This window comes from Actinomadura rupiterrae, assembly GCF_024172125.1.
In the GTDB taxonomy this organism is placed as follows: domain Bacteria; phylum Actinomycetota; class Actinomycetes; order Streptosporangiales; family Streptosporangiaceae; genus Spirillospora; species Spirillospora rupiterrae.
Window position 1 is genome coordinate 809292 of the sequence record NZ_JAMZEA010000003.1, and the last position, 26258, is coordinate 835549.

The window sequence follows — 26258 nt, forward strand, 5'->3', positions numbered from 1 at the left end:
GGCCACTTCCCGAGAATGCTTGGAAGAAGTGCCGAGCGGCGGTCACGTTGCGACCCCGCACGTCATCCCTTTCCACTATTTCCCCAGAGGTCCCAAGTGGCGTCACATTCCGGTGCCGCTTCCGGAAGCCGCCCGTCCCCCCTGGGCAACGGCCCGATGAGTGCATCCGACGGCCCGTCTGACGGAATTGCGCCCCGTTCAAGGACCGCGTCCGGTCACCGCCGCCAAAGCGGGACCCGCGGCAATTCTGATGCAATGATGCGGCGCTCCGGATAAGCATTCACACGCCGATCCGGGGACCGCGCCCGGCGGACGAGCCGCGGCCGCCGGCGGGGACCGCGCGGATAGGGTGAGGCGACCAGGACAGGGCCGGGCGAACCGGCCGCGCCGCAAGCACCGGAGAAGGCAGGTCATCGTGCCAGGAGCCGTCCCGCACCGGGTCTACGCCCCCGAGCTCGTCAGCCCGAGGCGGACGATCGGGCGCCGCTCCTTCGACTTCGACCGGCAGGTCGCGGTGATGGCGATCATCAACCGGACCCCGGACTCCTTCCACGACCAGGGCAGCACGTTCGCGCTGGACAAGGCCGTCGCGGCGGTGGAGAAGGCGCTGGACGAGGGCGCGGACTGGCTGGACATCGGCGGCGTCCCGTTCGCGCCCGGCCCGGAGGTCTCGCCGCAGGAGGAGATCGACCGGGTGCTCCCGGTGATCGAGGCGGCGCGCGCCCGCACCGACGCGGTGATCTCCGTCGAGACCTACCACCCGGAGGTCGCGCGCGCGGCGTTCGCGGGCGGCGCGGACGTGCTGAACAACGTCACCGGCCTGCACGACCCGCGGCTCGCGGACGTGGTCGCCGAGACGGGCGCCAGCCTGATCATCACGCACAGCCTGGCCGAGCCGCGCACCCGCTACCCGCGCCCGGTCTACGCCGACATCGCCGCCGACGTCGCCGAGTTCCTGCGCGACCGGGTGAAGCTCGCGCTGGACCGCGGGGTCGCGCCGGACCGGATCATCATCGACCCCGGCCACGACCTGAACAAGAACACCCTGCACTCGCTGGAGCTGACCCGGCGGCTGCCGGAGATCGCCGACCTCGGCTACCCGCTGCTCGCCGCGATCTCCAACAAGGACTTCATCGGCGAGACCCTGGACCGGCCGCAGCGCGAGCGGGTCGAGGGGACGATCGCCGTCACCGTCGCGTCGATCATGCTCGGCGCCCGGATCGTCCGGGTGCACGAGGTCCGGCAGGCGGTGGACGCCGTCCGCATGACCGAGGCCGTCCTCGGCTGGCGCGCGCCCGCCTACACCAAGCACAACGTCGGCTGACGGCGGCTATTCGATGGCGTATCGGGTGAAGAGGTAGTCGCTGTCGGGGATGGCGTGCATGAGGCGCATCCGGTGCGGTGTGTCCAGGACCGGGCCGTTCATGATCCGGGACGCGTCGCCGGACGTGACCATGGGACTGAGCGTCAGGCACAGCTCGTGCAGCCATCCGGCCGCCGCGACCTGCGCGAGCAGCCTCGGACCGCCCTCGCACAGCATCCGCTGGTAGCCGCGCTCGGCCAGGGCGTCCAGTGCGGGGCCGATGTCGGCGAACGTCTCGCCCGCGAGCATCACGTCCGCGCGTCCGGACGCCTTGTCGAGCAGCTCCTCGGGGGCGGACGAGCAGGTGACCACGATCGTCCGGCCGCCCTCGAAGACCCCGCCCTCGAAGTCGAGGTCGAGACTGCGCGAGACGACGGCGAGCGGCGGCGCGTCGTCCGGCCAGGAGTCGTACTCCCGCACGGTCGCCGCCCCCATGATCACGATGTCGGCGAGCCCGCGCAGCCCCTCCATGAGCCGGTGGTCCAGGGGGTAGCCGATCGCGGCCGTGTCGCCCTTGTACTGGATCCCGCCGTCCAGCGTCGCGATCATGTTCGCCCGCAGCCAGGGCGTCCGGTCGGGATAGGCGTACCGCTTCAGCAGCTCGTCAATGTCCACACCCCGATTCTGGACGAGTTCCCCGCCTGCAAACGTCCCGCCCCGCGCCGAGAGCGCATCCCCCCATCGGCACTACTTCCAGTGCTACAGGTGAGCGGAGCCGCATTGGCGGGCGCCCGTGACGAGGCTCGCGCACACGGTCGCCGATGCGGCATCGGGGGCCGCCAGCATCGGAGTGCTGGTGGCCCCTCCCGATGACCGCACCTTGGCCTTCGCGCTGTGGCCGCCTACCGCCACCTCGATCCGGTCGTAGAGGCGTCCCTGCTCCAGGTCCCCCCACGCGGCACGGCAGGACGGGCTGTACCGCAGATGCACAAGGGCATGGTCGACGTGGACGGTCGCGGCGGTGACCGCATCGCGAACGCAGCCGCGCGCGGTGGGCGACTGCTGCTCGCACGCCGCGTCCCTGCAGTTCACGCCTGCTGTGGACACCGGAAGGGGGCTGGTCGGGGCCGCTGACCCGCCGGCCGAGCCGGTCGTGCTCGCGGCGGTCGGAGGGGACGAGGTGTCCGGCTTGGACGGGGACGTCCCCAACCACAGGCCCACACCGACCCCGATCACCACCGCCCCGGCGCCCACGACCAGCACCCGTCGCACCCGCCGCCAAGCAGCCCGAGGCGCCTCCTCCGCGTCCGTCCCCCCACGCGAACCGCCCGCCGCACCACCAAGTCCCCCACCAAACGCATCCCACCCCGACGCACGCGCCCCAGCCGATTGGCCACCATCCCCATGCGCCCCAGGAGCATGCGGCCCCGACGCACCACCACCGGACGCGTAAGGGCCCGACGCATGCGAGCCGGAGGCGTCGCTGCCCATGGCCTGGGCGCCCAGGCCATGGGCGCGGGGCGCGCGGGCGCCGGAGCCGTGGGCGCCGGACGCGTGGGGGCCCGACGCGTGGGGGCCCGACGCGTGGGGGCCCGACGCGTGGGGGCCCTGCGCGTGGGGGCCCTGCGCGTCACCGCTCGGAGTGTGGGCGCCCGGCGCCTGGCCGCCCGGGACGTGGGCGTCGGACGCGTGGGCCCCTGGCACGTGGGTGTCGGACGCGTGGGTGCCTGGGGCGTGGGCGTCGGACGCGTGGGTCCCGGGGGCGTGGGGGTTGGAGCCGTTGTGGCGGGGTGTGGCCTCGCGACTTGCGTGCTGGCTGTTCGCGTCGTTGCTCGTTGCGTTCTTGCGGGGGGTGTCGTTGCTGGGCGGGGGTGGTTGGCGGTGGCGGTGGGCGTGGTCGGCCAGGTCCCAGAGGGCCAGGAGGGCGTGGTGGTCGGCGTTCGCGAGGGCGGCCAGGGCGGCGACGACCTCGCGGGGCGGCAGGGCCTGGCCGTTGAGGTAGCGGCCCCAGGCGGACCGGCTGGCCGGGGTTCTGCGCGCGAGCACGTCCAGGTTCAGCCCGGCGGCGTCCTTGATGTCGCGGAGCCGGACGGTCAGCCGCCGGACCTCCGGCGGGAGGGACTCGGGAAGGGGCTGCCAGGCGTGCACGGGGGTTCCCTCATTCCGTCGCGGGTGTCGGGCCGTCCCCTTCTTCGATGCCCCGGACGGCCCGCGCGTTCCTCGCTCGGCGGCATGCGTGAACGGGACGCGAGGGGCGAACAGTGGCGGAAGGTGCTACCGAAAGAGCCAGGGCGGCACCCCGTTGGGGTGACGCCCTGGTCGTCCCGAGCCGGCGAGGGGACTTGAACCCCTAACCTTCTGTTTACAAGACAGATGCTCTGCCAATTGAGCCACGCCGGCGAGTACGTCCGCATCGTAGTCGAACGGACGGCAACGCGCGCCCTCTGATCGCACCCGGCCGGGTGCGATCAGAGGACGGCGTGGGTCAGTACCGCGTCCCCACGGGAGGCGGGACCTCGGCGAGTTCGTCCAGGTCGGCCTGCGTGAGGACGAGATCCGCGGCCGCGCAGTTCTCCTCCAGCCGCGACACCCGCTTGGTTCCCGGGATCGGGACGACATGGCCGCCCTGGGCCAGCGTCCAGGCGATCGCGACCTGTCCCGGCGTCGCTCCGTGCCGGTCGGCGACGGCGCGGACCCTGTCCACGATCGCCAGGTTCGCCTTGAGCGCCTCGTCCGCGAAGCGCGGCAGGCGGGCGCGGAAGTCGTCCTTGCCGAAGTCCGCCGCGGAGGTGTACTGGCCGGTCAGGAAGCCGCGCCCCAGCGGGGAGTACGGGACGAACCCGACGCCGTGCTCGGCCGTCCAGGCGACCACCTCGTCATCGCGCGTCCACAGCGACAGCTCGTTCTGGACGGCCGCAACCGGGTGGATGGCATGCGCCGTCGCGATCTGCTCGGGCCGGACGTCCGAGATTCCGAGCTTCCGCACCAGGCCCTGCGCGACGAGCTCGGCGAGCGCGCCCCAGGTCTCCTCCAGCGGGACCTGGTCGTCCACCCGGTGCAGGTAGTACAGGTCGATGCGGTCGGTGCCGAGGCGGCGCAGCGAGTCCCGGACGGCGGCGTGGACGTGCTCGGGACGGCCGTCCCGGTACATCGCCCGGTTGTCCTCGCCCGGCGGGATGCGCAGCCCGACCTTGGTGGCGAGGACGACCTCGTCCCGGCGGCCCTTCAGCGCGCGCCCGACCAGCTCCTCGTTGGTGAACGGGCCGTACACGTCGGAGGTGTCGATCAGCGTCGCGCCGAGGTCGACCGCCCGGTGGATCACCCGGACCGACTCCGCCTCGTCCCGCTCGCCCACGGTGTAGGCGTGCGTCATCCCCATGCACCCCAGGCCCACCGCACCGACCGACAGTCCGCCAATATCGCGCTTGTCCACAGATTCCTCCGGTTCCGTACGTTGTGCCAGAACCGACGTTACCCAGGACGAACGCCCGCCGTTAACCGCGCCGCCCCCGCCCCGGGCACGCCCACGATCCGGCCGCTCCCCCAGAACGCGCGTCCGCACCGCCGCTCAAGGCCGTCCCGGTCGCCGCCCTGAACAGGCCCAGCCGGAGCGGACGGCGAGACGTCCTGGGACGAGCGGCGCCCCACACTTTGGACGCACCATGGCTCAGGAGCGAGCGCGGCCCAAGAGGGAGCGCGCCCCCAGGGGCGCGCTGGTTCAGGGGGCGCGGTGTGGTTCAGGGGGCGCGGCGGTCAGGAGGCGCGGTGGGTCAGGAGGCTCGGTGGCGGGAGACCTCGTAGAGGGCGACGCCGGCGGCGACGCCTGCGTTCAGCGACTCGGCCTGGCCGGGCATCGGGATCGTGACGAGCAGGTCGCAGGTCTCGGCGACCAGGCGGCCGAGGCCCTTGCCCTCCGAGCCGACGACCAGCACGAACGGGCCGTCCGCCACCTCGATGTCGCCGATCGCGGAGCCGCCGGCGGCGTCCAGTCCGGCGACGAAGCAGCCCGCCTTCTGGTACGCCTTCAGCTGCCGGGCGAGGTTGGTGGTCTGCGCCACAGGGACGGTCGCGAGCGTCCCGGCGGAGGTCTTCCACGCGCCCGCCGTGACACCGGCCGCGCGCCGCTCCGGCACCACGACGCCGGACGCGCCGAACGCGGCGGCGCTGCGGACGATCGCGCCGAGGTTGCGCGGGTCGGTGATCCCGTCCAGCGCGACGATCAGCGGGCGGGTGCCGCGCAGCAGGTCGTCGGCGTGCGCGTACCGGTACGGCTTGACCTGCAGCGCGATGCCCTGGTGGACGGAGCCGTCGGTGAGCCGGTCCAGCTCGTTGCGGCCGGCCTCCAGCAGCGGGATGCCCCGGTCCGCAGCGATCTGGATCGCTTCGCGGATCCGCTCGTCCCGCGCGTCGGTCACGTACAGCGCCGAGCCCGGAACCTTGGCGCGCAGGGCCTCCAGCACCGGGTTGCGGCCGGTGACCAGCTCGGGCGTCTCGCCGTTCGCCCGGCGCGCCCCGGCCGGACGCCCCGACGGCGTCCCCCCGGACTTGGCGGCGTCCGCGGCGGCCTTGCGCGCGGCGCGCGCCCCGCCCGGTCCGAGCGTGTCGGTGCCGGTCCGGCGGGAGCTCTTGACGGCGCGGGCCTTCTGGCGCTTACCGTGCCAGTGCCGGTCCTCGGCCTTCGGGGTAGGGCCCTTGCCCTTGCGCTTCGGCATGATCGTTACGCCCTTCGCGACGTTAGCGGGTTGCGATGCACGCCCTCGTGGCGTCGGGCGGCTGGATTCTCGGGCGCGCCCCTCATACCAACGCGCGCCCTCAAACCTCTGATTTTAGGCGTCCCCTCGCCCTGCCCGAACCATTCCCTCGCGCCGGACGCCGTCCCGCGACCCGCGAAGGCCGTCGGTCAGCCGCCGTCCTGGTCTTCCAGGCGGTCGGCCAGCCGGGCGAGATGGGCCTCGATCGCGGCGAGGCGGGCCTCGATGCGGTCGAGGCGGTCGTCATCGGCCGCCGCGCGAGACCCCCGGACGTGGGACATCGGCGTGATGCGCGGCGTCCGGCCGCGCAGCGACCGCTCGATCTCGCGCTGGACGGCCTTCAGGTCGCCGGTGCCGTCCAGCAGCACCCGGGCACCGAGGCCGCCGCCCTCGCGGATCATGCCGAGCAGCAGGTGACCTGGGACGATGACCTCGGAGCCGAGCCGGTTCGCCTCCCGCAGCCCGAGCTCCAGGACCTTCTTGGCGCGCGGCGTGAACGGCACGTGGTCCCGCGGCTCCTCCTCGTCGGCCGGGACGAGCTTGGCGATCGCCTCGCGCAGCCCGTCCAGGTCGAGCCCGGCGCGGGCGAGCACCGACCCGACCGCCGGTTCGTCCACCCGGGCGAGGCCGAGCAGCAGGTGCTCGGTCCCGATCACCGAGTGCCGGAGCCGCCGGGCCTCGTCCTGCGAGAGGACGATCACCTGCCGCGCTTCGTCGGAGAACCGTTCGAACACGGGACCACCTCGCAGGGATGCGACGGGACTGCGTCAATTGTGCCCCGGTTCGTCCACTTTCCCGGTAGGGCCGGACGTCCCAAACGCCCGATGGCCGGTTCCGGATCGCGGCCACGGCAACGGAACGCGCGGGCCAGCACACCTAACGCCGCCCCGCGCGCTCCGCGGACAATTCAGCCACGCCGTCCCGCACCGAGGCGACACGCTCGGCCGCATCAAGTCGACGGGCTCGGCCGGGTCGAGCCGACCCACACGGCCGGGTCGAGCCGACCCACACGGCCGCGCCGAGCCGACCCACACGGCCGCGCCGAGCCGACCCGCACGGCCATGTTGAGACGGCGCGCTCGGACCGGGCGGGTCAGTCGCGTTTGAGATCCCAGCGGGGGCCGTGGGGGGTGTCCTCGACGACGATGCCGGCGTCCGCGAGCTGGTCGCGGATGGCGTCGGACGCGGCGTAGTCCTTGCGCTTGCGCGCCTCCTGCCGCTGCTCCAGAGCCACCTTGACCAGGGCCTCCACCACCGGGGTCAGGTCGTCCCCGGCCGTGGCGTCCCACTCGTCCGACAGCGGGTCGAGGCCGAGCACGCCGGTCATCGCCCGGACAGACGCCAAGTGCCGGTGGGCGGCGTCCTTGTCCTCGGCGGCGAGCGCGTTGTTGCCCTCGCGGACGGTCTCGTGCACGACGGCGAGCGCCTGCGGGACGCCCAGGTCGTCGTCCATGGCCTGGACGAACGCGGGCGGCAGCGGGCCGGGCTCGGCGTCCCCGACGATCTCGGCGGCGCGCTTCACGAAGCCCTCGATGCGCTGGTAGGCCGCCACCGCCTCGGCGAGCGAGGCGTCGGTGTAGTCCATCAGCGACCGGTAGTGCGCGAACGCGAGGTAGTAGCGCACCTCGACCGGGCGGGCGCGTTCGAGCAGGTCGGGCAGCAGCACCACGTTGCCGATCGACTTGCTCATCTTCTCGCCGTCCACGGTGAGCAGCCCGTTGTGCATCCAGTAGCGGGCGAACCCGTCCCCCGCCGCCTTGGACTGAGCGATCTCGTTCTCGTGGTGCGGGAAGATCAGGTCGACGCCGCCGCCGTGGATGTCGAACGCCGTGCCGAGGTACATCGTCGCCATCGCCGAGCACTCCAGGTGCCAGCCCGGACGGCCCTCGCCCCACGGCGTCTCCCACGCGGGCTCGCCCGGCTTGGCGCCCTTCCAGAGCGCGAAGTCGCGCGGGTCGCGCTTGGCGTCCTCGTTCGGGGTGTCCCCGGCCGAGCGCATGTTCTCCAGCTTCTGGTTCGACAGCTCGCCGTACCGGTCGGCCCAGGAGTTCACGTCGAAGTACACGTCGCCCTCGGACGCGTACGCGTGCCCGTTCTCGATCAGCCGCCGCATCAGCTTGATCATCTCCGGGACGTGCCCGGTCGCGCGCGGCTCGACCGTGGGCGGCAGGCAGCCGAGCTGCTCGTAGCCGCGCCCGAAGATCCGCTGGTTGCCCTCGGCGACGGCGAACCACGGCGTCCCGGTGGCCGCCGCCACGTTGATGATCTTGTCGTCGATGTCGGTGACGTTCCGGACGAAGGTCACCTCGTACCCCGACGTCCGCAGCCACCGCAGCAGCACGTCGTAGATCACGCCCGACCGGAGGTGTCCGATGTGCGGGGCGGCCTGCGGTGTCGCACCACACACGTACATCCCCACGCGGCCCTCGCGAAGCGGCTCGAACGTGCGGACGATACGGGTGCTGGTGTCGTAAAGGCGCAGGCTCACGCCCCCAGGTTATTGGATCGCCCCCCGCTCAGGTGACCCCAAACACCCTTTCCCTAGCGGCCGGACGCCCCAACGGCCGCGGGCTCCAAAGGTCAGCGGGTGAAGACGTACGTCGGGGTCACCCGGACGATGACGCGATCCGCCGGGACGGGCTCCTCCCACGAGCCGCCCGTGTACTTCTTGGACAGCTCCTCGATGAGGGCGGCGTCCGGGTCGTCCACGATGGTGACCGTGCCGCGGACCTCGGCGTAGTCGTACGGGTTCGCGATGTCGTACGTGGTCAGGTTGACGCGCGGGTCGCGGACGAGGTTGGTGTACTTGCGGCGGCCCTTGGTCGTGGAGAACACGATCTGGTCGCCGTCCACCTTGGCCCACACCGGGCTCCCCTGCGGCGAGCCGTCCGGGTTGAGCGTCGCCACGGTCACGAAGTTCCTGCCGTCGAACAGCTCGCGGGCCTTGTCGTTGAGCGCCTTCTCGGCCATGCCGCCCCCTTCGGAAGATCACCTGCTCCCCGCATCCTCGCACGCCCCAGGAGCCCCACCCCCGCGCGGGGCCGTCCCTTCCCGCGAGCCCGCTAGCGGACGGGCCGGTCGCGCGTGGCGGGCTTCCAGGCGCAGAGCTGCACGAACGCGACCGCATTGGGCGTGTGGGCGGCCAGCGCGGTCAGCTCCCGGCCGTCGACCGTGCTCACCCGGACGATCCCGTTCCCCATGCCCACCTCGCGCACGGCGGACCACGGGACCCACTGGCCGTCCTTGCAGACGCCTTCCTGGGCCACCTCGAACGCCCCGAACCGGACCGTCCCGCCGCTCCGCACGACCGCCGCCAGGCGCGGGACGACCCGGGCCGTGACCTCGGCGACGATCACCTCACCCAGGCTGCGGACATCCGGCAGGCGATCGTCCAGCGGCAGATCGCGTCCGCCCTGGGCGGTGACGGTGAACTGCCACCGCGTCCGCTCGCGCTTCCCACCGCGGACGCCCGCGACGGTCACGGCGGACAGATCGTCCCAGTGGTACGCGGCCGTCCGGCCCGTCCCGGCGTAGACCAGACCGCCGTCGAACAGGTACACGACGGGCCTGCGCTCCCGCAGCCCGCCCCGCAACAAGATCCACACCGCCAGCACCAGGTACCCAACCGCAACGGCGGCCGCGAGCACCCCGATCCAGATCCGCCCCGCCACCAGATAGGACGCCGCGGCAGGCGCGAGCACAAGGACGGCGAGGATCAGCAGCACCAGCCAGCCGACCGCCCGCCGGCGTCCGACCCGACCGTCGAACACCCGGACCGGCACGCCCAGCCCGTGCGCCGCCGCGCGCTCCAGCACCGGATGAGGAAGTGGCACAAACTACCGCTTACCCCAACCCACCCGAAGAAATTCCCCACCCCCCGCCATACCACCCTCACCCCACCCGCCGGCCAGAAGCCACCGCCCGCGCGCGCCAAGCCGGGCGGAGTTGGTCGGCGTGGGGACGACCGGTGTGGGCCCGGCTTGGCGCGTGGTGGTGTGGGAGCGGGCTGGCGGGTCAGGTGGCGGTGCGGGCCCAGGTCCAGGCGTATTCGGGGTCCTCGCAGCGGCGTGCGGCGGGCCCCAGGTCCAGGGGACGGAAGGTGTCGATCATGACGGCGAGCTCGGTCGCGCGGTCGTGGCCCTGCTTGACCGCGTCGATCACCGCCTCCACGGCGCCCGGCTGCGGGCCGTGCGTGAAACCGGCCGGGTGCAGCGAGATCGAGCCGATGCCGATGCCGGAGCCCTTCCGGGCCGTGTAGTCCCCGCCGACGTAGAACATCATCTCATCGGAGTCCACGTTGTGGTGGTTGTACGGGATCGGCACGGCCTCCTCATGGAAGTCGAGCGGGCGCGGGCAGAAGGAGCAGATCACGAAGTTCGGCCCCTCGAACGTCTGGTGGACGGGTGGCGGCGCGTGCGTCCGCTTCACGATGGGCTCGAAGTCGTGGATGTTGAACACGTACGGGTACAGGTAGCCGTCCCAGCCGACCACGTCGAACGGGTGGTGCAGGTACGTCAGCCTGGACAGTCCCCCGCGCGTGCGCACGATGACCGGCACCTCGCCGCCGTCCGCCTGCAAGGGCTCGGTGGGCGCGCGCAGATCGCGCTCGCTGTACGGCGCGTGCTCAAGGAACTGGCCGAACTGCGAGAGGTACCGCTTGGGCGGACGCACATGACCGCTGGCCTCGATGACGAGCGCGCGCAGCGTCTCGCCGTCCTGCGGGACCCACCGGTGGATCGTCCCGGTCGGGATCACCACGTAGTCGCCCTCGCCGACCTCCAGCGCGCCATAGGTGGACTCGAACGTCGCCCGTCCCGTCTGGACGTAGACGACCTCCGCGCCGACCGAGTTGCGGTACAGCTCGCTCGGACCGCCGGAGGACGCCACGAACGACATCCGGACGTCCTGGTTGCCGAACAGGACCTGGCGGCCGAGCACCATGTCCCCGCCGACCGGGAGGTCCTGGGTGCGGTAGCCGCGCGGTTGCAGCGGATGGTTCGGGGCCAGGCCCTCCGACACCGCCGCGTCGTCCAGGCCCTCGCTCTTGATGATCGCGGTGGGCGCGTACCGGTGGTACAGCAGGCTCGAATCGGAGGAGAACCCCTCCTCGCCCATCAACTCCTCGGCGTAGAGACCGCCGTCCGGACGGCGGAACTGCACGTGACGCTTGCGTGGGACCTCGCCCACGACCCGGTAGTACGGCATCGCTGCCTCCAGTAGGGGACGCCATCGTCATCAACACCGTACGTCCCGACACGTTTCGGACGCAGCATCCGGGATCCCGGCGCCGCGCGTCCGTCCTGGTTACTGTGGGTGCCGCCGATCCCCCTCCCGAACGACGAGCCGCGATGTCGCCCGAAGCGCCCCCGTCCCGCCTGCCGCGCCGCCTCCTCATGGCCTGCGCCGCACTCCTGGTGACCCTGCTGACCGCAGCCGCCTGCGCCCTGACCTGGAACATCCTGCGCGACCTGGCCGAGGCCGGCGGGATCGACCCGAAATGGTCGTCCGTTTACCCGGGGGCGGCCGACGCCCTGCTCATCCTGACCCTCCTGTCCCTCCTGGCGGCCCGCCACGCCCGCTGGTGGACCCGCGCCCTCCGCTGGACGCTCCTGCTCCTCCTCCTGGCAGGCCTCTCCTGGGCCGCGTTCCAACACGCCGTCTGGGGCTACAAGTCCCTGCCCGCCAAGCCCCTACGCGGAACCGTCGCCATAGCCCCGCACGCCATGCTCCTCATAGGCGTCTGGCTATGGCTGACCACCCTCCGCCTACTCCGAACCCCCACCCGCCGACCCCCCACACCGGAACCGGAGCAACCTCCCGCGCCGCCCACCTCAGAAGAATCCCCTCTCCACCTCTTCTTCCCGGACGAAGAACCCCCCGCGCCCGCCCCAGCCGAGTTGGAGGCGCCCAAGCCGAGCTTCCTCGACCTGAGCAACAACGACCTCGAACCGGACGAACCCGCCCCACACGAGCTGGCCCCCGCCCCGTCCACAACCAGCCCGAACGGCCACCACCCGAACACCATCCACCTCACCCCACCCCCGCCCGAACCAGTCACGCCCGGACCGAGCACACCCGAGGACAGCACGCCCGAACCGAGCACAGCCGAGCCGAGCACGCCCGAACTCAGCCCGGCCGAGCCGAGCACGCCCAAGCTGAGCCCGGCCGAGCCAGGCACGCGCGAGCCGAGCACGCTCAAGCTCAGCTCGGCCGAACCCGGCACGCGCGAGCCGAGCACGCTCAAGCTCAGCTCGGCCGAACCCGGCACGCGCGAGCCGAGCATGCCCAAGGTCAGCCCAGCCGAGCCGAGCACGCTCAAGCTCAGCCCGGCCGAGCCGGGCACGGCCGAGTTGAACGCACACGACCTGCCCCCGAACGAACTCGACGAGGACGAAGCGGCCCAGCACGCCACTCTCGCCGTCGAGCCAACGGCCGAAGCCCCATCACCCCCTCACCCAAGCGCGGACGACCACGCCTCCACGCAGCCAGAAGGCACCACGGGCGCTCCCTCCACGCCAGAAGCAACCGCGACCACGCCAGCCTGGTCAGAAGGCACAGCGACCACTCCAACCTGGGCAGAGGGCACCGCGACCACTCCAGCCACGTCCGACGGCGCGTCCCCCTCCCCGACCAAAGCGTCGGCAGCCCTCCCGGACCTGGCCGAAGAAGACGGCACCGACCCACCCGTCGTGGACCGCGCCGAGGACCCGGACGCCGGCGATGACGACCGCAGCCCCAGCCGAGGCCGCCACGCCCTCCGCCTTCCCCGGTCCAACAACGCGCCCAAGCCGTCCCCGCCAGGAGACACACTCCTTCCCTCCCCGGTCCCGGCCGATACGGACACCGACGAGCCCTCCACCTGGGACTTGAACCCTCCCTCCAGCACCCTCCGCAGCTCCCCCACACCCCCAGCGGACTAACGCCGGGCACCCCTGCTTGCGACGACCAGCAACTACTCAGGCAGCGAGCGAGACTGACCGACGCTCGCCCGCGACCGAGCAAGTTGCACTGGCCCGCACAGTTCAGGCAGCGTGCGGGCTGAACAGCGCTCCCCCGCGAGAGACCGAACACCTCGCGCCGACTCGGACAGCTCAGACGGCGGGTGACTGACCAGGGCTCCCCCAGCCGACCGAGCAAAGCACGCCGTCCCCACACAGTCCGTGCAGCGTGCAGGCCGAACAGCGCTCCCCCCGCCAGACCGAACACCTCCCGCCGACCCCGGGCAACGCAGACGGCGAACGAGACTGAACCGGCCACCCCCAGCCGGCCAAGCAAGATGCCCCGTCCCCACACAGCCCGTGCGGCGTGGTGGCCGAACAGCACCCCCGCGCCAGACCAAACACCTCCCGCCGACCCCGGACATCGCAGACGGCGAACGAGACTGAACCGGCCACCCCCAGCCGATCAAGCAAGATGCCCCGGCCCCGCGCAATCTCTGCGTGCAGGCCGAACAGCACTCCCCGAACAAGACCGAACACCTCCCGCCGACGCCGGACAACGCAGACGGCGAACGAGACTGAACCGGCCACCCCCAGCCGACCAAGCAAGATGCCCCGTCCCCGTACAGTCCGCGCGGCGTGCAGGCCGAACCGCACTCCCCGCGCCAGGCCAAACGCCTCCCCATGACCCCGGACAGCTCAGACGGCGAGCGGGGCTGACCAGGCCTTCTTCAGGACCGAGGAAGGTGCGCTGGCCCCGCACAGCCACGGGCGGAGTGCAGGATGAACAGCACTGCCCGCGCGAGACCGCACGGCCCGCTGCCCCAGACAGGCGGCGGGTGACTGACCATGCCTCAGCCGAACGAGCAGGGAGCGCCGGGCCCACACTGGCCGGGCCTGGGTGGCTGACTTGTGCTGCCCAGGGCTGAACGAATGCCTTGCGCTGACCTCGGCTGGCTCAGGCCACAGTGAGGCTGGCCAGGGCCGTCTGCGGTCGGCAGGAGGCGTTGCGCTCGGATCGAGCTGGCTGCGCGATGTTCGGGGCTGGCTAGTGCTGTCCGCGGCAGGCGGAACAGCTTGTGCTGGTCTCGGACGGCTCGGGGGGTTGGTCAGTGCTCCTTGGCGGCAGGGCGGGCGTGGGGCGCTGGGGTTGGGCTGGTTGGGCGGGGAGCGGGTGGTCAGGGCTGGCTTGGGCGGGTGGGGTTGGGGTGGGCCGGAACTGGTCGGGTGGGGGCGGGGGTGCGCGGGTACGTTTTCGGTCATGGGTCAACTGTTCGCTGGGTTCGTGGACGACGCGGCGCTGTTTCCGCCTGCGCGGGAGTCGTTGGAGACGGCACTGCCCGCCTATCGGGCGGCGGTCGGGGATGCCATGATCGGGCGGTTCCTGTGTCCGGCCTCGCGGGTGGCCGAGTTGCGGACGCAGTTGCAGGCCGAGGACCTCCTGGATCTCGTGGTGATCGCGGACACGGGTGTGGACGGGCTGCCGAAGGTGCTGGAGGACGTGGCGTCCGAGCCTCGCGTGCGGTTGCGCGGGATCGAGATCGCCTTGCCGGAGGACGCGGACCAGGCGCGCGCGGCGACGGTGACGATCGCGTCGCTGCCCACAGAGGTGCCGGCCTTCCTTGAGGTGCGGCGGGCGGCCGGGTGGCACATGGTGATCGACGGGATCGCCGCCGCTCGTGAGGCCGGGGCCCAGGTCGGGGCCAAGCTCCGCACGGGCGGGCTGAGCGCCGACGCCTTCCCGTCGCCCGAGGAGGTCTCGGACTTCGTCGCCGTCTGCGGCGAGCGGCACGTCCCGTTCAAGTGCACGGCGGGACTCCACCACGCCGTCCGGCACACTGATCAGGAGACCGGCTTCGTCCATCACGGGTTCCTGAACATCCTGCTGGCCAGCGCGCACGGTGGCGCCGTCGAGGATCTGGTGATGATCGACCCGGTCGCGGTCGCCGACCGCGTACGCGCCCTGACCGAGGACGAGCGCCAGATCGCCCGTCGCCTGTTCACCGCCTTCGGCTCCTGCGACATCGACTCTCCTCGCTCGGATCTCGCCACACTCGGCCTGCTCTGAGGAGACGTCGCGGCGATTCGGCCGAAGAGCGGTCTGTTCGTGCCCTGCGCGTGTTGTCCGTCCTGGCTGGTGGCTGGGGAGCTGTGGTTTTCGGCGCGGCTGGTGGGGTGAACGGCCTGGGGCCTTTGGCGTGGCGGGTGGGCCTTCGGCGGAGGCGATCGCGAGGTCGGGGGCGCGGCTGAGCGTGGCTGGATTGAGGTACGGGTCGGGGGGCTTGGCGGCTGTCGGGGGCCTGTCGGTTCGAGGGAGTTGGGGTGCGGGAGGGGGTTGGTTGGGCGGGGCCGGCGGGGAAGGATGGGGCGCATGACGTGGGTTGAGGTCGACGAGGACAGCGGCTTTGGCATCGAGAACCTGCCGTACGGGGTGTTCCGGCGGGACGGGACGGCGGCGCGGGTCGGGATCGCGATCGGGGACAGCGTGCTCGACCTGGCCGGACTGGCCGGGGCAGGGCTGGTCGAAGATCGCGGATGGTTCGACTCCGCGGCGCTGAACAGGTTCATGGCGGCAGGACGGGCGGCCTGGCGGGCCAACCGGGCGAGGGTCCGGGACCTGCTGACCGATCCCGGGCATCGAGAGGCCGTCTCGCCGCATCTGGTGCCGGTCACGGACGTCGAGCTGCTGCGGCCGTTCGAGGTCGCCGACTACGTGGACTTCTACTCCTCCGAGCACCACGCGACGAACGTCGGACGGATCTTCCGGCCGCAAGGCGAGCCGCTGCTCCCGAACTGGAAGCACCTGCCCGTCGGCTATCACGGACGGGCCGGGACGGTCTACGCGTCCGGGACGCCGATCGTCCGGCCGTGCGGGCAGCGCAAGGCGGCCCCGTCGGACGCCGGGCCGTCGTACGGGCCCTGCCTGAAGCTCGACATCGAGGCGGAGGTCGGGTTCGTCGCGGGGGTGCCGTCGACGCCGGGACGGCCCGTGACGCCGCGCGCGTTCCGCGATCACGTGTTCGGGTTCGTGCTGGTCAACGACTGGAGCGCGCGGGACATTCAGGCGTGGGAGGCGCAGCCGCTCGGGCCGTTCCTCAGCAAGTCGTTCGCGACGTCGATCTCGCCGTGGGTGGTGCCGGTCGAGGCGCTGGAGGCGGCGCGGGTCGCCCCGCCCGCGCAGGATCCGGCGCCGCTGCACTACCTGCGCACCGACGAGCCGTGGGGGCTCGACCTGCGGCTGGAGATCCTGATCAACGGACGGCCCGTCTCCCACCCGCGGTTCGACGGGATGTACTGGACGCCGCCGCAGCAGCTCGCGCACGCGACGGTGAACGGCGCGTCGCTGCGCACCGGCGACCTGTTCGCGTCGGGGACCGTCTCGGGACCCACCCGCGAGGAGCGCGGCTGCCTGCTGGAACTCACCTGGAACGGCTCCGAGCCGCTTGAGCTGCCGGACGGCACGAAGCGCACGTTCCTTGAGGACGGCGACACCGTGGCCATCCGCGCGACCGCGCCGGGCGCGAACGGCACCGTGATCGATCTGGGCGAGGTATCCGGGACCATCCGTCCCGCCCACTGCTGAACGTCTCATGCCGTCGAGTCTGCGGGGCGCGGACAGGCCCACGCGAAGTTACCCGCCAGTTGTGGATAACCCCGCCCCGCACGCTCGTTTCGCCTGGTCGGAGCACCTACGCGGTCGCTCCGACGGCCTAGCCGCCGACGCGGCCAGCACGCTCACCTGTTGCTGTCGCCGGACGTTCTGCCCGGTGGCCCAACCCGCGCCCGCACCTACGCCTGCGGGGTTCTCTGGAGCTATGGGTTGAGCGGGCTCACCTGCTGGGCCGACCGGGCGGTCTGCTCGATCGCCACGCCTGCGCCCCGAGTTGTGCGGGCTCACCTGCTGGGCCGACCGGGCGGTCTGATCACCACGCCTGCGCCCTGAATTGTGCGGGTTCGCCTGCTGGGCCCGCCCGTCGATCTGCCGAGCCGTCCTGCGCCCGCCGGCGGCTGCGGGGTTATTTCGGGAAGACCAGGGCGTTGGCGAGGGCGGCCAGGCCTTCGCCTCGGCCGGTCAGGCCCAGGCCGTCCGTCGTGGTGGCCGAGACGCTGACGGCGGCGCCGTTCAGGGCCTCCGAAAGGGTCTTGGCGGCCTCGTCGCGGCGCTTGCCGATCTTGGGGCGGTTGCCGATGACCTGGACGGCGACGTTGCCGATCAGCCAGCCCGCCTCGTCCACCAGGCGGGCGGTCTCGCGCACCAGCGTGACGCCGGACGCACCGGACCAGCGGGGGTCGGACGTCCCGAACACCTTGCCGAGGTCGCCCAGCGAGCAGGCGGACAGGAGCGCGTCGCAGATCGCGTGCGCGGCCACGTCACCGTCAGAGTGTCCGGCAAGGCCGGGGCCCTCGCCGGGCCATTCAAGCCCCGCCACCCAGAGGGGGCGGTCATGGGAAGCGAACGGGTGGACGTCGGTTCCGACGCCCACCCGTGGAAGCTGATGGTTCACCTGATCAGCTGGCCAGCACCTCGTCGAGGAGGGCCTCCGCCTTGTCCTCGTTGGTCTTCTCCGCCAGCGCGAGCTCGCTGACCAGGATCTGGCGCGCCTTGGCGAGCATGCGCTTCTCGCCCGCCGAGAGACCGCGCTCCTTGTCCCGGCGCCACAGGTCGCGGACGACCTCGGCGACCTTGTTCACGTCGCCGGACGCGAGCTTCTCAAGGTTGGCCTTGTAGCGGCGCGACCAGTTGGTGGGCTCTTCGGTGTAGGGTGCGCGCAGCACCTCGAACACCTTCTCCAGACCCTCCTGGCCGACGACGTCGCGAACACCCACGTCCTCGACGTTCTCGACCGGAACCTGAACTGTCAGGTCGCCCTTGTCGACCTTCAGGACCAGGTAGGTCCTTTCCTCACCTTTGATGGTGCGAGTCTCGATGGCCTCGATCCGAGCAGCCCCATGGTGGGGGTAGACGACGGTGTCGCCGACCTGGAAAGTCATGTGACAAGTACCCCTTCCGCTAGAACCAGGGTAGCACGGACCTCGGGGTGACCGCACCGACCTTCGCGACAAATCCGCAGGTCAACCCCCTAATTGGGACCTTGACAAAGCATCTTGATGGTGCATCGAGGCGGGCTTTACCCGCCCTGTCGAGACCTTCGCGGCGTCCCGGTCGCGGGCCGCATCGCCCCTTGTCACCGCACGTCCGAGCATGATCACGAAAGTGTCTCGGCCGAAGTCAGGGGCCCCTTTCCGGCCCCCTTCGCGATGTTCTGCCGCTCCCCCCTGTCAGGCGGCGGACCGCGGCCCATACTGGGAGGTGAACATGGCGGGCGGTGCGGGTACAAAGCATCCAAAAATGAGCGAAAGGGGCGCAGGGGGCGGAAGCGTTCCAGCGGGACACGGGGAAACAGGAGAGGTGCGGCGTGAGGCCAGACGGCGACTCCGACCACGACGACTACGGGCTGCCCCGGGTCGACGTCGTGGTCCCCGACGACGCCCGCGACCTGGAGCGCGACGTCATCGCCTACCGGCGCGAGCTGCGGCAGCTCCGCCGGCGCGTCCGGGCGCAGCGCCTCATCGGACCGTTCGCCCGGTTCGGCGTGGCCATCCCGATCATCACGGGGGCGCTGCTGATCGCGCTGATCAGCGGCGTGCTGATGACCGCGCTCGGCACCCGTCCCGAGCCCGGGCCCACGCGCGCCGCGCTCGCCCCGCACCCCACCGGCTCCCCCGGGCAGAAAGGCGGATACCTCCCGGACGTCACCGTCGTCGAGCCGCCGTCCACCAGCCCGAAACCCCTTCGCGACCAGCGGCCCGGCGTGATCGCGATCGCCTCGCCGCGGTGCGGCTGCTCGGCGGTGGTCGCCGACCTGGCCAAGCGCACCCAGGAACTCCGCTTCAAGATGTACCTCGCCGCCGACCGCCGGGGCTCCACCGCATCCACCGGGGACACGATCAAGTCCCTGCGCGCCCTCGCCGGGAGCGCCCACGATGGCGACCCCATCGTCCTGGACGACACGACCGGAGCCCTGGCCAAGAGCTACGCCAACACTCCGGAGGGACGTCCCGCCACCGGCCTGACCGCAGTCTTCGTCGGCAGCGACGGCGTCGTCTCGGACGTCCGGACGTCCGCGCACCCGGGGCAGGAGCTGACCGACCTGATCAAGGCCGTCGACGCCAAGCCCAACTGACCCTCGCCCAGCCGGCCGCTCGGCCCAGCCGAGCTGAGGCTGGTCCTAGCTGGGCTGAGCCTGCTCCTAACGGACCTGAACCTCGTCCCGGCCGAGCTGAACTCGGGCCGAGGCGGGGTGGACGTGGTCCAAGGGGAGCTGAACCCCGCGTCCGCCGCACGGAAAGATCCGTGGTGGACCCACCCCGAGTCTGAATATCACGCGCCACCTCGCTAGGCTGCCTTCGGCGTTCGGCACGCCGAACCCCCAACCGCCTGCAACCCCTTTCGCGAGGAGATCGTCGCCGTGATCCGTAACAGCCGTCGAGTGGTCGCGCTCGCCTTCGCGGGCGCCGTCGCCATCGCGCCGGTGCTCACCGGCTGCGGCGCCGGCGAGGAGCCTCAGACCGCGGCGCCGACCCAGCTGACCGAGGGCGTCAACGCCTGGGTGCCCAAGACCGACGCGGCCAAGCCGCAGGTCAGCATCCGCAACATGTTCCTGCTCGGCCCCGAGCCGGACAAGGCGCTGCCCGCCGGGTCCTCCGTGCCGCTGTACGCGACGCTGATCAACGAGGTGCCCGGACGCGCCGACCGCCTCGTCTCGGTCAGCGCGCCCGACTTCGGCCAGGCCAAGATCGCCTCGGACGGCGTGGCGCTGCCCGCGGCGAAGGAGCGCGGCGAGGGCAGCGCGGTGTCGCTGCTCGGGACGGCCCCGTCGGGCCACCCCGTCGCGCCGGGCCAGGAGACGCCGTCGGGCGCTCCGTCCGGCAAGCCGACCGCCACCAAGCCCGCCAAGCCGGGCACCAAGCCGTCCACCGGCGCCGTGACGCCGCCCGTCGCGGGCGCGCCGACCTCGGGCGCTCCGACAGCCCACGCCTCCGGGACGCCCGGCACCGGCGCGCCGACCACCCCGGTCACGGGTGAGGCCCCGTCCGCCACCGGCGCCCCCGCCCCCGCACCGGGCGGCAAGACCCCGCTGGTCGTGCTGACCCAGGCGAGCAAGCAGCTGCTCGGCGGCGAGTCCATCCAGGTCACGCTGCAGTTCGAGAAGGCGGGCACCATCACGCTCGCCATCCCGGTCATCCCGCAGCAGAACGAGTTCACCACCTACGCGCCGGTCTCCCAGAGCACGCCGCTCAGCCCGGTCCCGTCGACCGGCACGACCGGCAGCGGCGAGCCGACGAGCCCGGCCACCCCGTCCGGGACCCCGTCGGGCACTCCGTCCGGCAGCGCCAAGCCGACCAAGTCCGGCGAGCCCGAGGGCACCCAGACCCCCGCCGCCTGACCCCAGCACCACCCGAAAGGCCCGCGCGACCGCCGCGCGGGCCTTCCCCTTTGCACCAACTCCCCGCCCGCGCATACAAGCCGACCTGGATCGGGCCCCGCGCAGGCACAAGCCGATGTCGCTCGGTGCCCGGTCCGCAACTCTCCCCCGCGCGCATACGAGCCCCACATGAACGAACCGCACCCGCATGCCCGTGCACGGGGCCCAACGTATAGAGCCGCGCAAGGACGAGCCGCCCAACCCGCACCGACCTTCCCGCCGCACGCACCAGCCGGCGTCTCGCAGGGCCTCGTCCACAGCTCCCCGCGCGCGCATAGGAGCCCCACATGAACGGCCGCGCCCGCATGGCCGCGCGCCGCAGTACATAGCCCGCGCGCGACCCAACGTGTAGAGCCGCGCCCGGATCAGCCGCGCAAGGACGAGCCGCCCCGGCCGGGGCCGACCTTCCCGTGCGCCCGCTCCAGACAGGACGGGCGCATCGGGCTTCGTAGGGCGTCGCGCGGACGCGAACTCATGTGGACAGGCGGCGATCGCAAGGCGGCGCGGGGCTTCGTGTTGGGTGGTCGTGGGGTTAGGTGCAGTTCAGGGTTGCGGAGGCGAAGAAGACGTGGCCGAAGGTGGGGTCGTTGAAGACCTCGTCCACGTGAGGATCGCCGGCCAGGACGCAGTTCCCGTGGCCTTCGTCCCTGGCCGAGTCTTTGGCGTCGTCAATCGCGGCCTGGACGGCGATGTCGCGGGTCGGGCCTCGGCCGGCGCCGCAGTACTGGACGGTGGACGCCAGGGCGGGGCCCGCGGCGGCCAGGAGGGCGGCGGTGGCTCCGGCCGCGAAGAGCGCGCCTCGGGTCGTCCGGGACGAGAGCGTCATCCTGATCTCCCTGCTCGCAGATCGCCCCGGCGAACGGGCCGGGGCCTGGGTTCCCCCTCGCAGAGATCACGGATCTTGCGGGACGTCCGTTCACGGGTGCCAGGTCCGCATCCGGCCAGGCGTCCACCGACACGTTCGGCTTCGGCGGTACGGGCGTCCCGCCGAAGCCGACCGGGGCGTCCGCCAGGCGTTCGCCGGACGCGCACGTGTTCGGCATCCCGAGTTCGGACGCCCCGGTCGGCGCCGGCCTGGAAGCCCACTAGGTCTTCGCGGATTCGGCCAACCCCGCAGCCCGCAGGCACTCCGTGCCTTCCGACGGAGGTGGTTCGGCGCCCTGACGGGGCAGACGCCCGGCGCCTTGACGGCGCAGGCGTTCCGCGCCTTGGCGGTGCACACGTTCCGCGCCTTGGCGGTGCACACGTTCCGCGCCCTGAAGGTACACGCGCTGCGCGCCCTCGCAGCGCAGGTGCTCGGCGCCCTCGTGGCGCAGGCGTTCCGCATGGGTGTTCAGGGGAGGTGGTCCGGGGTGGGGGGAGCGGAAAGCGGCCGCGGGCTGGTGCCGGCGGCCGGGTTCCGGGTCAGGGGGTTACGGCTCGAACTTGTAGCTCTCACCGATCAAGCCGACCTGCGGTGGAACACTCAATGTCCGGGTTGACCTGCGGCTGACCCCTCAGTGATTCTCGCCTTCTCGCGCCTCCTCGTGTGCTCATGTGCCCTCGATGTGCCCGGCGGCATGCCCTCGGCATCACGAGCCGGTCCCGGTAGGTTCAGCGGCTGGAAGAGCCGTCGCCGTACTCCATCCGGCTCTCGGTGAAGTCGCCGGACTTGTGCTTTCGCAGCCAGGAACACCGCTCGGAGTAGGCGTCGACTGCTTCTGCAAGGCCGTAGCCGCGCTGGTCGCGAAGAGCCGCGATCGCCTGGATGTTGCGCCCGTTGAGGATGTGCTCGTCGATCTCCGCCCAAGGATCGGACATCCCACCTCCTTGCGTCCTCTGCCCAACCATCTTGCCAACCTGGTCTCTCGGCAACCACGTAGCTCCATATCGGTGGATGCATCGCCCCTGCCCGTTCGCTGCCCTGGCCTCACCCCAGCCTCGGCCTTGACCGTCTGGTGCTCGTCGGCGCTCCGGCAGCTCGTCGTCACAGGTACAGCGACCGGTCCAGAGTGCTCATTCGCGCGAACGGCGAGAACCCCTGACAGACCGATTCGCGCGAATGAGTGCTCTGGTGCGCGGGGGTCCAGGGGGCGGCGCAGCCCCCTGGTTCGAGCACGCTCCACCATCAGTCGAAACGACTCCGCTGGCCGATCAGGGACGCTTGGCAACCTTCACAAGGATGAAGAGCAAGCCGAGGACAGCAACCAGCCCGCCCCCAAGAATGATGAGCAGGATCAGTACCTCAGCGAAGCCAAGTCCCACGGCGTGCCCCTTCTGTGTCGCAGACAGTCGAGGGAGCATATAGGCAGTTCAGGCAGCGTGAGCGAGCGGGCTGCCGTCCAATGCCGTAGGCACCCGAAGGGCGGGCTTGCCCGTTGGCCGGCGGCCTGCGACCTGTGCTCGTGGGGCGGCGGTGCGCCCTGGCGGACGACCGTTGGCCGGAGGACGGGGCCGGGCCGTCGCCGATGCGCGGCCGGTCGCGCGGGGCCGGTGACCGGCGCCCACGCCGCACGCTCCGGCCGTGCTGGCGGCGGGCCGCGCCAACGGCGCGAGCGCCGCCGCCCTTGATCTCAAACGGCCAAATTCGGCAGTGATGGCCGACACCCGGCAGGCTAGAGCGGCCTAGCTAGTCCTTCTTGCGCGCCGCCTGCCTGCTGATGCCGCACGCCCTTCCGATCTCCGCGAAGCTTGCGCCGTCACTGCGCGCCTTGAGGCGGGAGAGCTTCTCAAGATCGTTCAGAGCAGAGGTCATGACCGCGAGCACCTTTAGGATCTCTAGATGACTCAGCCTGCGTTGCTCGGTCGTGGCGTAAGGGTCAAGAGGATCAACAATCTCGACTCCCCGCCGAGCGGCCTCCTCTTGGGCATACTTCAGAGCTAGATCGTACATACCGGCCCAAAGTGTCGCATAAAGGTCCACGCCGACAACCTTAGTTGTCGCGACCACTCCACCCGGGTCAGACGGGCAACATCGCTTCCACCTGCGGAAATATTAGATCGACTTGCAGGTTTGGGGCGCATCTGTCACACTCCCCCAAGTAGGGAGAGGTGTGCTCTCCTTGCGGGCTCTCATCCTCGATGAGGGCCTTTTTTATTGACGACGCAACACTCGGTTTTGCAAGCGTCGTCACAACCCGCCCCATCCCTGAGGCGGGTTTTTTCATGCCCAGAACTGGGAGACCACGGGTGCACATCCTTGGCGACCTGGCGGCTTCGAGCTGGCAGGCGGCGGTCCTTTGGGCGGTGGTGCGACTCGTTCGCATCGTCCTGGACTACCGCCTTCAGCGAGACAGGATCGGACTTGCGCGCGAGCTGCTTCAGCGCACTCCGAACCGGCTGCTGGTCGACGTGATCCGCTCGCTCAAGAGCGCGTCGCCTAACAAGCGCCGCTAGGATCACAAAAAGTTGATGACATCCCGAACATTCAACTACTGTCCTTGTGCAGGTTTAAAACTGCAGGAGCGCAACATGCCTGACGACAACATCGAGACGTCCGAACAAATGAGGCTCCTAAAGGATCTCCTGACAGGAGATGAGGATCTCCCGCTGGGGCAATGCCTTGGCTTGCCCAATCTGCCCCCCGGAGACTATTGGGTAGATATCGCAGGAGCATGCGTACTGTGCGACGTCCAACCAGGAACAATTACTGGCTGGCTCGTCAAAGGGGGACCCGCCAGGCGCCCTTTCCCTAACCCATTCCGACTCATGTATAGGTTGTACTGGAAAAGAAGCGAGATTGATTTGTGGCTCTCGGATTAGGCAGTTCAGAAAATGTTCTGCTATCTGAGCGCCCCGACTGGCCCCCCAGTGCGCAATAGCCCTGCCGGGAAACCGTAAACTGGTCGCATGATCCGCGCTGTGGTGTTTGATGTCGGTGAAGTCCTGGTGAACGAGACGACTGAGTATGGGACGTGGGCTGACTGGTTGGGGGTGCCGCGTCATACGTTCTCGGCGGTGTTCGGGGCTGTGATCGCCTCTGGGTTGGACTATCGGGAGACGTTTCAGGTGTTCGCGCCGGGGTTCGATCTGCCCGAGGAGCGGCAGAAGCGGGCGGATGCTGGGAAGCCGGAGACGTTCGGGGAGTCGGATCTCTACCCGGATGTGCGGCCATCGCTGTCGAAGCTGCGGGATGACGGGCTGTGGGTCGGGATCGCTGGGAACCAGACCGTTCGGGCCGGGGGGATCTTGCGGTCGTTGGATCTGCCAGCGGACATGATCGCCACGTCTGATGACTGGGGGGTGTCCAAGCCGGACACGGGGTTCTTCCGGTGTCTGGTGGATGCTGCGCCGGTTGAGGCGGGCGAGATCTTGTATGTGGGTGACCGGTTGGACAACGACATCCGGCCTGCGGCTGCGATGGGGATCAAGACGGCGCTGATCCGGCGGGGGCCCTGGGGGATCATTCAGCAGGACGACCCGGAAGCCGACAGCGTTCCGACGATGCGGATTGATTCGCTGGCTGAGCTTCCGGGCCGGGTGGCTGAGTTCAACGCTGCAACGAGCTGACGGTCGTTTGCCAGTCGTACAGGCGGTCGTCCAGGTGGCGGACGGCGTCGCTGTCGGCCCAGGGCTGGAGGGCGCGGCGGACCTGGTTCACGCGGTCCATGCCGGTGGCGTACCAGGTGGCCGAGAGCTGGTCGAGGGCCTGTTCGGCGTAGGCGGCTGCACCCTCGGGATTGCCTAGCGCGATCTCGACGGCGGCCAGGTCGCCGAGGATGACCGAGCGTTGTTTGGCGTTGGTGTCGGCCATGGACTCCAAGACGGCTTGAAGGGTCGCCTTGGCCTGGGCGGGCTGGCCGGCTTTGAGTTGGGTGTCGCCCTTGAAGGACTGCAAGCTGTGCGGCGAGAACCAGTTGAACCACTCGGGGGCCGGCGTCTCGCCGCCTTCGGCCAGCATGAGTTCGGCATGGTTGATCAACCGGAGTGCCTCGCGCGGGTGTCCGCATCGGGTCTCGCACTCGGCCTCGACTGCATCCAGCCATGCCCAGAACTCCGCGGGAGCTGGAGTACGGCGGGCATAGGTGCGGGCCGCGCGCATGCGCTCGGCTGAGTCCTCGCGGCGGCCGTCCCAACCGGGGATGAACGCGGCGTGCGCGAGGATCGCCGCACCTAGGAGCGAGTCGTTGGCTTCTCCGGCGGCCTGGAGGGCTCGGACGTAGGTTGCGTCCGCCTCGTCGGGCTGGCGGAGGTCGAAGAACTCAATCCGGCCGACCAGTAGCAGGGCCTCGGCTAGCGCAGTTGCCAGGATTCGGCGGGGTACGCCGGTGGTCTCGGCGAGTAGGTGGGTTCCAAGCTTGGTGTGCTCCAGCACGGCGGGGTGGAGCTGGGTGGGCTGCACGCTGAAGTAGAGACGGCGGAGCGCTGCGTTGATCGCGGCGAAATCGGCTCCGACCGTTGGCGGTTGCAAGGCGGCGGAGGTGCTGGGTAGGGGCAACGCTGTGCCGAGGGCCTGGGGTGTTGGGCTGCTGGGGGATGTTGGGTTGGTTCGGTTCGCGGACGGGTCGGTGCTCTCCCATGGCGGGGTGAAGCCGAGTTGTTCGATCGGCAGTTGCAGCACGTGAGTCAGTAGGCGCTGGTGGTCGGCTCGGGGCCATGGCGGATTGACCGATTCCCAACGGCGGATCTGGCGTGCGCTCACCTGGATGTGGCCGAGGTCGAGAAGCGGCGCGGCTCTCGTCATGGCGTCCGCCAGTGCTTGCTGTGAGGCGTACCCGGCGTGCTGCCGAGCGGCCTTGAGACGGGTGTTACCGACTGGGCGCGGCACCTGAACTCACCTCCGACGCGTGTCCTCTACGCGT

The 26258-nt window shown here is 70.9% G+C and carries 23 protein-coding genes and 1 tRNA gene; 7 read left to right on the forward strand and 17 right to left on the reverse strand.

All coding sequences use genetic code 11. The features are described 5' to 3' along the window. The first annotated feature begins 415 nt into the window (after positions 1-415). The gene (gene folP / locus FHU30_RS12420) at positions 416-1324 is read left to right on the forward strand and encodes a dihydropteroate synthase (protein WP_253875071.1); all 909 of its coding nucleotides are present in this window, start codon (positions 416-418) and stop codon (positions 1322-1324) included. Between the two features lie 6 nt (positions 1325-1330). On the opposite strand, the gene FHU30_RS12425 is transcribed toward folP, so the two are convergent. From FHU30_RS12425 to FHU30_RS47630, 11 genes are all read right to left on the reverse strand, one after another. Next, entirely contained in the window at positions 1331-1978 is a 648-nt protein-coding gene (locus FHU30_RS12425) for a dihydrofolate reductase family protein (RefSeq protein WP_253875073.1), read from the reverse strand. 84 nt (positions 1979-2062) lie between these two features. Then, on the reverse strand, positions 2063-3451 hold the full coding sequence (locus tag FHU30_RS12430) for a helix-turn-helix domain-containing protein (RefSeq protein WP_253875076.1): 1389 nt from the start codon (positions 3449-3451) through the stop codon (positions 2063-2065). Between the two features lie 179 nt (positions 3452-3630). Next, positions 3631-3703, reverse strand: a tRNA-Thr gene (locus FHU30_RS12435). An 85-nt stretch (positions 3704-3788) separates the two neighbouring features. After that, complete coding sequence (locus tag FHU30_RS12440) at positions 3789-4736, reverse strand: aldo/keto reductase (RefSeq protein WP_308211277.1); 948 nt, start codon at positions 4734-4736, stop codon at positions 3789-3791. A 337-nt stretch (positions 4737-5073) separates the two neighbouring features. Beyond that, positions 5074-6015, reverse strand: coding sequence for a 23S rRNA (guanosine(2251)-2'-O)-methyltransferase RlmB (gene rlmB / locus FHU30_RS12445; protein WP_253875080.1), 942 nt, complete (start codon positions 6013-6015; stop codon positions 5074-5076). A 188-nt stretch (positions 6016-6203) separates the two neighbouring features. Further along, the gene (locus FHU30_RS12450; protein WP_253875082.1) at positions 6204-6788 is read right to left on the reverse strand and encodes a Clp protease N-terminal domain-containing protein; all 585 of its coding nucleotides are present in this window, start codon (positions 6786-6788) and stop codon (positions 6204-6206) included. A gap of 358 nt (positions 6789-7146) precedes the next feature. Next, a complete protein-coding gene (gene cysS, locus FHU30_RS12455; protein WP_253875084.1) occupies positions 7147-8541 on the reverse strand; it encodes a cysteine--tRNA ligase in 1395 nt (464 codons plus the stop codon). A 92-nt stretch (positions 8542-8633) separates the two neighbouring features. Continuing rightward, the gene (locus FHU30_RS12460; RefSeq protein WP_253875087.1) at positions 8634-9023 is read right to left on the reverse strand and encodes a PPOX class F420-dependent oxidoreductase; all 390 of its coding nucleotides are present in this window, start codon (positions 9021-9023) and stop codon (positions 8634-8636) included. A 92-nt stretch (positions 9024-9115) separates the two neighbouring features. Then, positions 9116-9886, reverse strand: a complete 771-nt coding sequence (locus FHU30_RS12465) for a DUF6585 family protein (protein ID WP_253875089.1) — start codon at positions 9884-9886, stop codon at positions 9116-9118. A 181-nt stretch (positions 9887-10067) separates the two neighbouring features. Further along, a complete protein-coding gene (locus tag FHU30_RS12470) occupies positions 10068-11258 on the reverse strand; it encodes a homogentisate 1,2-dioxygenase (protein ID WP_253875090.1) in 1191 nt (396 codons plus the stop codon). A 626-nt stretch (positions 11259-11884) separates the two neighbouring features. Beyond that, positions 11885-12460, reverse strand: coding sequence for a pentapeptide repeat-containing protein (locus tag FHU30_RS47630; protein WP_372503867.1), 576 nt, complete (start codon positions 12458-12460; stop codon positions 11885-11887). Between the two features lie 1792 nt (positions 12461-14252). On the opposite strand from FHU30_RS47630, the gene FHU30_RS12480 reads away from it, so the two are divergent. Together FHU30_RS12480 and fahA are read left to right on the forward strand one after the other, a co-directional pair. Next, the gene (locus FHU30_RS12480) at positions 14253-15059 is read left to right on the forward strand and encodes a hypothetical protein (RefSeq protein ID WP_253875094.1); all 807 of its coding nucleotides are present in this window, start codon (positions 14253-14255) and stop codon (positions 15057-15059) included. 303 nt (positions 15060-15362) lie between these two features. Beyond that, positions 15363-16574: a fumarylacetoacetase gene (fahA, locus tag FHU30_RS12485; protein WP_253875096.1), complete on the forward strand. Its 1212-nt coding sequence runs from the start codon at positions 15363-15365 to the stop codon at positions 16572-16574. Positions 16575-17007: 433 nt separating this feature from the next. On the opposite strand, the gene ispF is transcribed toward fahA, so the two are convergent. Next, positions 17008-17475, reverse strand: a complete 468-nt coding sequence (gene ispF, locus FHU30_RS12490) for a 2-C-methyl-D-erythritol 2,4-cyclodiphosphate synthase (RefSeq protein WP_253875098.1) — start codon at positions 17473-17475, stop codon at positions 17008-17010. Between the two features lie 25 nt (positions 17476-17500). Further along, positions 17501-17983: a CarD family transcriptional regulator gene (locus FHU30_RS12495; RefSeq protein WP_026414839.1), complete on the reverse strand. Its 483-nt coding sequence runs from the start codon at positions 17981-17983 to the stop codon at positions 17501-17503. A 425-nt stretch (positions 17984-18408) separates the two neighbouring features. On the opposite strand from FHU30_RS12495, the gene FHU30_RS12500 reads away from it, so the two are divergent. Both FHU30_RS12500 and FHU30_RS12505 read left to right on the forward strand, forming a co-directional pair. Beyond that, complete coding sequence (locus tag FHU30_RS12500; protein ID WP_253875100.1) at positions 18409-19176, forward strand: hypothetical protein; 768 nt, start codon at positions 18409-18411, stop codon at positions 19174-19176. Positions 19177-19461: 285 nt separating this feature from the next. Next, positions 19462-20439, forward strand: a complete 978-nt coding sequence (locus FHU30_RS12505; protein WP_253875101.1) for a hypothetical protein — start codon at positions 19462-19464, stop codon at positions 20437-20439. 571 nt (positions 20440-21010) lie between these two features. Here the strand turns inward: FHU30_RS12505 and FHU30_RS12510 are convergent. The 3 genes from FHU30_RS12510 to FHU30_RS12520 all read right to left on the reverse strand — a co-directional run bounded on the left by FHU30_RS12510 (position 21011) and on the right by FHU30_RS12520 (position 23380). Continuing rightward, a complete protein-coding gene (locus FHU30_RS12510; protein WP_253875102.1) occupies positions 21011-21304 on the reverse strand; it encodes a hypothetical protein in 294 nt (97 codons plus the stop codon). A gap of 767 nt (positions 21305-22071) precedes the next feature. Further along, a complete protein-coding gene (locus tag FHU30_RS12515; protein ID WP_253875103.1) occupies positions 22072-22278 on the reverse strand; it encodes a hypothetical protein in 207 nt (68 codons plus the stop codon). A gap of 808 nt (positions 22279-23086) precedes the next feature. Next, positions 23087-23380, reverse strand: a complete 294-nt coding sequence (locus FHU30_RS12520) for a hypothetical protein (RefSeq protein WP_253875104.1) — start codon at positions 23378-23380, stop codon at positions 23087-23089. Positions 23381-23646: 266 nt separating this feature from the next. Here FHU30_RS12520 and FHU30_RS12525 point away from each other — a divergent pair, with 266 nt between their 5' ends. After that, complete coding sequence (locus tag FHU30_RS12525) at positions 23647-23853, forward strand: hypothetical protein (RefSeq protein WP_253875105.1); 207 nt, start codon at positions 23647-23649, stop codon at positions 23851-23853. 453 nt (positions 23854-24306) lie between these two features. Continuing rightward, entirely contained in the window at positions 24307-24966 is a 660-nt protein-coding gene (locus tag FHU30_RS12530; protein WP_253875106.1) for an HAD family hydrolase, read from the forward strand. On the opposite strand, the gene FHU30_RS12535 is transcribed toward FHU30_RS12530, so the two are convergent. Further along, the gene (locus FHU30_RS12535; protein ID WP_504928359.1) at positions 24947-26224 is read right to left on the reverse strand and encodes an NsdA family TPR-like regulatory protein; all 1278 of its coding nucleotides are present in this window, start codon (positions 26222-26224) and stop codon (positions 24947-24949) included. The genes FHU30_RS12530 and FHU30_RS12535 overlap by 20 nt on opposite strands. Positions 26225-26258 lie beyond the last annotated feature (34 nt).

What these genes read in the sequence shown, in the direction of transcription:
- FHU30_RS12510 (WP_253875102.1), bottom strand. Translation starts at nt 21,304, where the DNA reads ATGACGCTCTCGTCCCGGACGACCCGAGGCGCGCTCTTCGCGGCCGGA.
- FHU30_RS12530 (WP_253875106.1), top strand. Translation starts at nt 24,307, where the DNA reads ATGATCCGCGCTGTGGTGTTTGATGTCGGTGAAGTCCTGGTGAACGAG.
- FHU30_RS12480 (WP_253875094.1), top strand. Translation starts at nt 14,253, where the DNA reads ATGGGTCAACTGTTCGCTGGGTTCGTGGACGACGCGGCGCTGTTTCCG.
- FHU30_RS12460 (WP_253875087.1), bottom strand. Translation starts at nt 9,023, where the DNA reads ATGGCCGAGAAGGCGCTCAACGACAAGGCCCGCGAGCTGTTCGACGGC.
- FHU30_RS12515 (WP_253875103.1), bottom strand. Translation starts at nt 22,278, where the DNA reads ATGTCCGATCCTTGGGCGGAGATCGACGAGCACATCCTCAACGGGCGC.
- rlmB (WP_253875080.1), bottom strand. Translation starts at nt 6,015, where the DNA reads ATGCCGAAGCGCAAGGGCAAGGGCCCTACCCCGAAGGCCGAGGACCGG.
- FHU30_RS12495 (WP_026414839.1), bottom strand. Translation starts at nt 17,983, where the DNA reads ATGACTTTCCAGGTCGGCGACACCGTCGTCTACCCCCACCATGGGGCT.
- fahA (WP_253875096.1), top strand. Translation starts at nt 15,363, where the DNA reads ATGACGTGGGTTGAGGTCGACGAGGACAGCGGCTTTGGCATCGAGAAC.
- FHU30_RS12470 (WP_253875090.1), bottom strand. Translation starts at nt 11,258, where the DNA reads ATGCCGTACTACCGGGTCGTGGGCGAGGTCCCACGCAAGCGTCACGTG.